Origin of the sequence: Nocardia sp. NPDC058497 (genome assembly GCF_042720195.1) — a bacterium.
Taxonomy (GTDB): Bacteria; Actinomycetota; Actinomycetes; order Mycobacteriales; family Mycobacteriaceae; genus Nocardia.
Map to the genome: position 1 here is coordinate 6302 of NZ_JBHXMY010000093.1, position 8311 is coordinate 14612.

General features: G+C 70.8%; 4 protein-coding genes and 1 pseudogene. 1 reads left to right on the forward strand and 4 read right to left on the reverse strand.

Going from position 1 to position 8311, the window contains the following annotated elements:
• Positions 1-119 precede the first annotated feature (119 nt).
• The 4 genes and pseudogenes from ACFWPJ_RS09495 to ACFWPJ_RS09510 all read right to left on the reverse strand — a co-directional run.
• Positions 120-953, reverse strand: a complete 834-nt coding sequence (locus tag ACFWPJ_RS09495) for an MBL fold metallo-hydrolase (protein ID WP_378849173.1) — start codon at positions 951-953, stop codon at positions 120-122.
• Complete coding sequence (locus tag ACFWPJ_RS09500; RefSeq protein WP_378849174.1) at positions 953-1513, reverse strand: TetR/AcrR family transcriptional regulator; 561 nt, start codon at positions 1511-1513, stop codon at positions 953-955. Before ACFWPJ_RS09500 ends, ACFWPJ_RS09495 begins: the two co-directional genes overlap by 1 nt.
• A gap of 32 nt (positions 1514-1545) precedes the next feature.
• Positions 1546-2307, reverse strand: a complete 762-nt coding sequence (locus ACFWPJ_RS09505) for a DNA-formamidopyrimidine glycosylase family protein (RefSeq protein WP_378849176.1) — start codon at positions 2305-2307, stop codon at positions 1546-1548.
• A 40-nt stretch (positions 2308-2347) separates the two neighbouring features.
• Positions 2348-7519: pseudogene (locus ACFWPJ_RS09510) on the reverse strand (DEAD/DEAH box helicase); the annotation flags it as partial.
• A gap of 134 nt (positions 7520-7653) precedes the next feature.
• Between ACFWPJ_RS09510 and ACFWPJ_RS09515 the strand changes: the two are divergent.
• Positions 7654-8196: a histidine phosphatase family protein gene (locus ACFWPJ_RS09515; RefSeq protein WP_378849177.1), complete on the forward strand. Its 543-nt coding sequence runs from the start codon at positions 7654-7656 to the stop codon at positions 8194-8196.
• Positions 8197-8311: the final 115 nt, after the last annotated feature.

Consider the following 8311-nt stretch of genomic DNA (forward strand, 5'->3'; position numbering starts at 1 on the left):
ACCTCTGGGGTGAGACCTGGTTCCACATGATGGTTTATAGCGTGTTTTTGTATATTTTCTCCGTGGTGATTTATTATTTTTTAACCTTGCCGTTTTTTTTGAACTATTACGCCAGTCCGTCAGACGGTCGCCGATTGCAGCGCGCGCAGTTCGACGGCATTGTGCGCGCTGAACACCTCGACCTCGTCGCCGTGACCGCGCAGCAGTTCGCGCAGCCGCTCCTGATTGTCGATCCGCGCGGGTCCGACGGTTTGCACGAGACGTTCGAACAGCGCGGCGCCGGGCGGCTGGTGCGGATGCTCCAGGTCGAGCTGGCCGGGGTGGAAGTAGGCGTCGCCGACCGCGAACTTCCAGCCCGCGCCGGTATCGATCGCGATACCCGCGTGGCCGCGCGTGTGCCCGGCCAGCGGGATGATCAGCAGTTCGGCGGGGAGACCGCGCAATTGACGCACCGCGCCGAAACCGAACCAGGGCTCGCCGAGTTCGTCATAGCTCTCCCAGCGCGGGCCGTGCGCGAATTGCGCCGCACGGTAACGGAACTTCTCGCGCGGGCCGAAATGGCCGTCGAGGGCGCGCAATTCCTCGCCGTAGACGTGCACGCTGGCCTGCGGGAATTCGGCCAGGCCGCCCGCGTGGTCGAGATCCAGGTGGGTGAGCACGATGTCGGTGACGTCCTCGCGGCGGTAGCCCAGCGCCTCGATGCGGCGGGCCACGGTGCGCTCGAGGTCGAGGACGGGGCGGGTCATCCGGATGAAGCGGCGGCCGAGCCACTCGTCGGGGCGCCGGACCGCGCCCTCGCCGATCCCGGTCTCGATCAGGACGAGGCGGTCGTCGAGTTCGATCAGCACGCAGTGGCAGACCATCTCGGCGCGGCGGGTGATGCCGCCGACGCCGTCGAGGAGGCGGCCGCCGAAGGGGCGCATGGTGCCGCCGTCGATGTGGTGGATACGCATCAGGAGAGCTCCTGTTCGAGGGTGGCGCGCAGATGGTCGGCGACCGCGCGCAAGGGGGTGAGGTCGCGTCGGGTGCGGGAGAGCAGCAGCCCGCCCTCGAGCATGGCCAGCGCCACGGTGGACAGCTCCTCGGCGCGCTCGCCGGGAATGCCCTTGGCGCGCAGGAAGTCGTCGATCGCGGTGCGCCACGTGTCGAATCCGACGGCGCAGGCTTCGCGGATCGGCTCGCTGTCGCCCGCGTCGAGGGCGATGGTGGCGATGGGGCAGCCGCGCTGGAAGTCCGAGTCGGTGAGCATCGCGCCGAGCGCGGCGAACACGCCGTCGATGTCGCCGGATTCGAGCGCGGCTTCGAGCAGGGTCCGCAGCGCGTCGGCGGACTGGACGACGGCCTCGGCGGCGAGTTGTTCCTTGCCGCCGGGGAAGTGGAAGTAGAAGGAGCCCTTGGGTGCCCCGCCCGCGCTGACCAGCTGGTTGACGCCGGTGGCGTGGTAGCCCTGGGTGTGGAACAGGTCGGCGGCGGCGTCGAGGAAACGCTGCCGGGAGTCCGTGCGTGGAGTCACCCGCTCAGCGTAGCTCAAGTATGACGACCGGTCTAGTTATTCGGCTCCGGTTGGCAGCGGGGGCAGAAGTAGATGCCGCGTTCGCGCTGGGTGATGCGGTCGGCCGGGTCCTCCTCGCCGAGCAGCCGGGAGACGATCGCGGTGCCGCAGCGGGGGCACGGGCGGCGGGTGCGGCCGTAGGCCATCGGTCGCCAGGGCGGTTGGTGTGCGGCCTTGCCGAGGACGCGGTGGGCCTCGTCGACCAGCGCGGGCAGGTCGGGGATGTCGCCGACCGGGGTCGCCGGGTGCACGCGGCGCAGGAAGCAGATCTCGCTGCGGTAGATGTTGCCGATGCCGGCCAGATTGCGCTGGTCGAGCAGGGCCAGGCCGATGGGGCGGCGCGGGTATTCGGCGAGTCGGCGCAGGGCCCCGGCCGCGTCCCAGTTCGGGCCGAGCAGGTCGGGGCCGAGATGGTCGACGACGGTGTGCTCCTCGGCGCGGGGCAGCACCTGTACCTTGCCGAGTTCGAAGCCGACGGCCTCGAACTCGTCGGTGGCGAGGACAAGCCGCGCGGTGACCGGCGGTTTCGTCCACCGCTGGCCGCGATGGAACACCCGCCACACGCCCTCCATCTTCAGATGGGTGTGGATGCTCACCCGGTCGGTGCGGATGAACAGGTGCTTGCCGTAGCTGCCGACCTCCGTCACCAGGTCGCCGACCAGGTCGACCGTCGCGTATCGGGGCACCCGGAAGTCGCTGCGGGTGAGGGTCTTACCGGCCAGTGCCGTGCGCAGTCGCTCGGCCGGGCGGAACACGGTGTAGCCCTCCGGCCTTCGGCGACACCGGCCATCCCCCTCGCACGCCGCGCCGTGTAAAAGAGAAACCCCCCCCGACCACGACCTCCACGAAGGTGTTGCCGTGCACGGTTTCTCCGTTGATCTTGTCGATCACCAGCCCGTCGACCCTGCGGTCATGCACGAGACCGGCCAGCCCGGTCGCGGCCATCCGGCGCAGGCCGGGGTCCTCGGTGAAGCTGAGCAGGGTCTTGCCGCCGCGTTCCACGTAGAGCACCAGCTCGCCGCCGACCAGCACCACCAGGGCACCCGCCTTGCGTCCGGGGCGGTGTCCGCCCTCGGCGTCGCCTTTCGGCCACGGCAGCGCGGCACCGTACGGGTTGGCGGGGTCGCAGGAGGCCAGCGCCAGCGCGACGCCGGGCTGGGCCGTATTGCGGTCGGTGTCGAACGAGCGCAACCGGTCGACGGTGTCGGTGGTGGAGAACTGGGCGCCGCCGAGGGTGTCGACGAAATAGCCGCGGCGACACCGGCCGCGATCCTCGAACTCGGTGAGTACCCGGTACATCAGCGCGAAGCCGCCCGGTACACCCTCGTTCTGCACCGAGCCCCGGGTGAGGACGCCGTAGCGTTCGAGCAGCTGGTCGGCGGTGGCGTGGGCGCGAAGGGTGTTGTCCTGCACTCGTTCCGGCAGGATCGACCAGCGGCCCGCCAGGGTGGGTGGGCCGGTGCGGGTCGGCATGGAGGGGCGCGGGAGGTAGGCGCGGCCGCGGGGAGCCCGGCGCGGGGTGCGGTGGGCGGTGGTGCTGCGTGCGGTGCCGGAGAGGAGGGCGCGCACCGGGGCGAAGGTGTCGCCGGAGACGTAGCCGGCCCAGACGAGTTGCCACAGTGCCTCGCCGACGGCCTTGTCGTCGAGGAGGCCGGTGGCGTCGGAGAGCTGGCGGAAGAAGAAGGCGCCACCGCCGTGCAGGGTGGGCGGCAGTCGTCGCGGGTTGTCCTGGTCGGCTGGCGGAGTCGGAGGGAGGTCCTGGCCCCGGCCCCCGTCCCGGCCCTGGTTTCGACCCGTGTCCCCGTCGCGGTCGAGGTCTGCTTCCCGGTCGCGGTCCCGATCCAGGTTGCGGTCCGGGCGATCTGTGTCCCCAGCGGAGGTTCGGTGGGTCGGAGCGCCTCCCTTGGATGCTGCGTTGTCGCTGTTCGACTTGCGGCCAGTGGCGGGCGGAGTGCTGCCGGGGGCGTCGAGGTCGACTGTCGGTGTTCGCTCGACGCGTGGGGGCCAGGGCTCCAACGGGGCGCCGAGGGCTGCCAGGAGGCCGAGCTGGATGTCGGTGGGGTCGATGGCGTCGGGGGGTGGGAGGGTGAAGGGGGCCTGGTCGGCCAGGTGCAGGGCGATCCAGCCGTCGCGGGCGGTGATCGCGCCGTGGCCGGACCAGATCACCTCGCCGCTCGCCATCAGTTCGTCCAGCATGGCGGGGGAGTAGTCGCGCACGCGCGTCGGCAGAATCAGCGATTCCCAAGCCGAGGCCGGGATCGGTACGCCCGCAAGCTGTTCCACTACGGTGGCGACGCCGTCGATGCCGCGCAGTTCGCCGGAACCGACGTGCTGCCAGGCGGGCAGGAAGCGGCCGAGAGCGGCCGTGGACACCGGCTCCACCTCGTGCCGGGCGGCGGCCAGCGACCGGCGGCGCAACCGGCGCAGCACCTGGGCGTCGCACCATTCGGTACCCGCCGTCGCGGGCGTGAATTCGCCTTCCACCACGCGTTTCTCGGCCAGCAGCCGGTGCAGGGCGGTCGCGGCGACCGCGGATCCGAGGCCGAAGCGGGCAGCGACGTCGGCGGTGGTGAACGGTGCGTGGGTGCGGGCGTAGCGTCCGACGAGGTCACCGAGCGGATCCGGAACAGGTTCGATGAAGGCGGCGGGTACGCCGATCGGCAGCGGTACCCCGAGCGCGTCACGCAGGCGCGCGGCGTCCTCGATCCCCACCCACCAGGTCCGCCCCGCGAACGAAACCTCCAGTGCGCGACGGGCATCACGCAGTTCCGTAAACCAGGTGGGAGCGTCGGAGTCGGCGAGGATGTCGTCAGCGGTCTGATCCTCGGCTGCGCCACTGCGCCGCACGCAGCGGGCGGCGGCCTCGGCGGGGGTGAGGGGGCCGAGTAGGCGCAGCAGGTCGGCCAGGCCTTCGGTGTCGCGGGCCCAGCGTTCGGGGGTGAGGCGCTGGAGTTCCCGTTCGGTCAGGGTGATGACGGCGGGGTCGAGTAGTTCGCGGAGTTCGACGCGGCCGAGTAGTTCGGCGAGCAGGCTGGAGTCCAGAGCGAGTGCGGCGGCGCGGCGTTCGGCCAGCGGGCTGTCGCCGTCGTAGAGGAACTGGCCGATGTAGGAGAACAGCAGGGCGTTGGCGAAGGGGGACGGGCTGGCGGTCTCGACATCGATCAGGCGCACTTCGCGGCGGGCGACCTTGGTCAGCAGGTCGCGCAGCGACGGCAGGTCGTAGACGTCGCGCAGGCACTCGCGGACGGTTTCCAGCAGGATCGGGAAATCCGGGAATTTGCGTGCCACATCGAGCAATTGGGCCGAGCGCTGCCGCTGCTGCCACAGCGGTGCGCGCTTGCCGGGATCGCGGCGTGGCAGCAGCAGCGCTCTGGCGGCGCACTCGCGGAACCGGGACGCGAACAGCGCGGAGCCGCCGACCTGTTCGGTGACGATGTCGTCGATCTCGTCGGGCTCGAAGGCGAACAGTTCGGCGCCGGGCGGATCGTCGGTGGTGTCGGGCAGACGCACCACGATGCCGTCGTCGGACGCGGTCGGTGCGGCATCGATGCCGAATCGCTCCTGCAGCCGGGCGCCGACAGCCAGCGCCCACGGTGCGTGCACCGGGGTGCCGTAAGGGGAGTGCAGGACCAGGCGCCAGTCACCGAGTTCGTCGCGGAAACGTTCGACGACCAGAGTGCGGTCGGTGGGCAGCTGACCGGTGGCGGAGCGCTGTTCCTCCAGGAGCCCGACCAGGTTCGCGGTCGCGTTCTGGTCGAGGCCCGCTGTCCGCACGAGTTGATCGAGGCGAGCACCGGGCTTGCTGAGTTCGTCGGCCGCCCGATTGGCACGAGCACCGGATTTCGAACCCGGCCCAGGCCGTGTTCGCCCGCCGGCGGCGGCTGGAGTCTCCCCTCGTGCCGTCGGCGCAGGCAGTGTTCTCCCCCTGGTGACTGACGCGTCAGCACGCGTCGTCTGCTCGGGCGGTATATCCGCGCCGGCGACGATCGGCACGACAGCTTGCGCCGCAGTCTCGGGCCCGTCGTCGACGCCGGACCCTGTGGAGGCGATAGCAGTGGTCCCCGGATCGAAAGCGGCGGGTCCAGGGCCCATGCCTGCGACGATGCGGGTGAGTTCGTCGGCGGACACCTGTCCTGCGTTGCGCACGAATTCGCCCAGGGCAGTGCCCAATTCGGCGGGGCGGCCGAGGCCGTCGCCGTGCCAGAAGGGGAGGCGGCCGGGCAGGCCGAAAGCGGGCGTCACCAGCACCCGGTCGAAGGTGATCTCCTCGATCCGCCAGCTGGTGGCGCCGAGCGCGAAGACATCGCCGACGCGCGACTCGTAGACCATCTCCTCGTCGAGTTCGCCCACCCGCGAAGCCTTTTCGCCGACCATGAACACCGCGAACATGCCCCGGTCGGGGATCGCGCCGCCGGAGGTGACGGCCAGGCGTTGGGCGCCAGGGCGGCCGGTGAGGGTGCCCGCGTCGCGGTCCCACACCACGCGGGGGCGCAGTTCGGCGAACTCGTCGGAGGGGTAGCGGCCCGCGAGCAGGTCGAGGACGGATTCGTAGGCCGAGCGGGGCAGGTTCGCGTAGCTGCCGGTGGCGCGGACGATGTCGAACCAGGCGTCGACGTCGATGGGCTCGAGTGCGCAGGCGGCCACGGTCTGCTGGGCGAGGATGTCGAGCGGGTGCGCGGGGATCTGGAGCAGTTCGATCTCGCCCGTGAGCATGCGCTGGGCGGCGACGGTGCAGTGGATGACGTCGGTGCGGTGCTTGGGGAACAGCACGCCCCGCGAGATCTCGCCCACCTGGTGCCCGGCCCGGCCGACCCGCTGCAATCCGCTGGCCACCGACGGCGGCGCCTCCACCTGCACGACCAGGTCGACAGCGCCCATATCGATGCCGAGTTCGAGGCTGCTGGTGGCGACCACGCAGCGCAGCCGTCCGCTCTTGAGGTCGTCCTCGATGATGGCCCGCTGCTCCTTGCTGACCGACCCGTGGTGGGCCCGCGCCAGCAGCTGGTCGGCGCCGTGGATCACCTCGGTGGACGGCCCGAGCTGGGCGGGCGGCGCGTGCTCGGTGTCCACCGGCTCACCCAGCCGGGCGGCGTAGGCCTCGTTGAGCCGCGCGGTGAGCCGTTCGGCCAGCCGCCGGGAGTTGGCGAACACGATCGAGGACCGATGCTCGAGCACCAGGTCGACGATGGCCTCGTCGACATGCGGCCAGATCGAGCCCGGCTGGTCGGAGTCACCGGGATCGGTCATATCGGCGACCGGAACCCGCACCGACAGATCGAACGTCTTCGGCGCTGGCGGCCGCACGATGGTGATCGGCGCCGATCCCACCAGGAACCGCCCGACCTCTTCCGGCGGCCGCACCGTCGCCGACAGCCCGATCCGTTGCGCCGGTCGCTCGGTCAGCTGATCCAGCCGGGCCAGCGACAACGCCAGATGCGCGCCACGCTTGGACCCCGCGATGGCGTGCACCTCGTCGACGATCACCGTGTTGACCTGGGCCAGCGTCTCCCGCGCCGCCGAGGTGAGCAACAGGAACAGCGACTCGGGCGTGGTGATGAGAATGTCCGGTGGCGTGCGCTGCATGGCCCGCCGCTGCGCCGGCGTGGTGTCGCCGGAGCGCACACCCACGGAGATGTCGAGCGGCTCGAGCCCCAGCCGCTTGGCGGTCTGCGTGACCCCCACCAGCGGCGCCCGCAGATTCCGCTCCACATCCACGGCCAGCGCCTTGAGCGGCGAGACGTACAGCACCGACGTCCCCCGCGGCGTCCCAGGCTCCGGCGCCGGCCGCGTGGCCAGCTGATCGATGGCCCACAGGAACGCCGACAGCGTCTTGCCCGACCCGGTGGGCGCGACGACCAGCGTGTGGTTCCCGTCCGCGATCGCCTTCCACGCCCCGAGCTGGGCCGACGTGGGCCCGGCGAAGGCCCCGTCGAACCACTGCGCGGTAGCGGGAGAGAACCGATCCATAGCGTTCAGTGTGCACCGGCCCACCGACAATTCCCTCGATGCGCGGCCCGCGACCCCACCGCACCGAGCTCGGTCGGCCGCACGGAGACGGGCTGGTGGCAGCGCGAGTGTGACCGACGCTACTCTGGGCTCTCGTGCAAACGGTGCTCAGAGTCGACCTGGTGGGGCATGGCTTGACCGAGGCGGTACGGAAGGCGCGATTCCCTGTCGACGAACCACTGGACGAGTCGGGGCGCGGTGCGCTGCGCGCGGACGCGGTGCTGGCCGGTGCCCAGGTGCGGACGGGGCCCGAGCGGCGGGCTCGGGAGACAGCGGAGGCGTTAGGGCTGGTCGGTGAGCTGGATGCGCGATTACGGGATCTGGATTCCGGGTCGTGGCGGGGGACCGAGATGGGCAGTCTGGCACAGGATCAGCTGTTCGCGTGGCTCACCGATCCCGAATTCCGTGGGCACGGTGGCGAATCGGTGACCGATCTGGTCGACCGGGCGCGGTTCTGGCTGGCCGAGATCGCCTCGGCGGGCCGGGACACGGTGGCGGTGACGCATCCGGCGGTGATCAGGGCGGTGCTGCTCGTCGTGCTCGACGCACCGCCGAAGTCGTTCTGGCGCATCGATGTTCCGCCCGCGAGCGTCACCCGGCTGCACTACCGCGGCAACTGGACGCTGCGCCTGGGCTAGAAACGGCGAAAGCCCCGGAGTTGAAACTCCGGGGCTTTCGTCTAGTAGCGGGAACAGGATTTGAACCTGCGACCTCTGGGTTATGAGCCCAGCGAGCTACCGAGCTGCTCCATCC